The organism is Brevibacterium sp. 91QC2O2 (genome assembly GCF_024580695.1).
Lineage (GTDB): Bacteria > Actinomycetota > Actinomycetes > Actinomycetales > Brevibacteriaceae > Brevibacterium > Brevibacterium moorei.
Genome location: NZ_JANIJY010000082.1, coordinates 1 through 390, shown reverse-complemented (window position 1 = coordinate 390; position 390 = coordinate 1). Strand labels below are relative to the sequence as shown.

Genomic DNA, 390 nt, shown 5'->3' with positions numbered 1-390 from the left:
CTCCGCCGCGCCGCGCACCTGGTCGAACGACTTCGTGCCCACTTCCGCCGCCAGATTGGCTTGCGCATCCGCGATGCTCGACGGCGAGATGCCGACCTTCACCGTGACCGCGCCGCCAGTGCCGCCGTCGGCGAACGTCAGGTACGCCTTGAAGCCGTCCGCGCTGAACGCGACGTGCTGCATATCGAACGGCTTCGAAAACCGCGCGACGAAATACGTCGGCTTGTCGTTCGCCCAGTTGTTCGTGAACTGCCAGCCGGCGATCGTCTGCGCGTCGACGACCTGGATCTTGCCGCTCGCGGTCGAGCCGCCGATCGGGTTGTCGATGCTGACGATCATGCTGCGCTTCTGCGTCGCCGCGCTCGGGAAATACGTGTAGCGATGCACGCC

The 390-nt window shown here is 65.9% G+C and carries 1 protein-coding gene; it reads right to left on the bottom strand.

The features are described 5' to 3' along the window. On the bottom strand, positions 1–387 hold a 387-nt coding region (locus NQ036_RS15530), incomplete at its 3' end, for a hypothetical protein (RefSeq protein ID WP_257060042.1). Positions 388–390 lie beyond the last annotated feature (3 nt).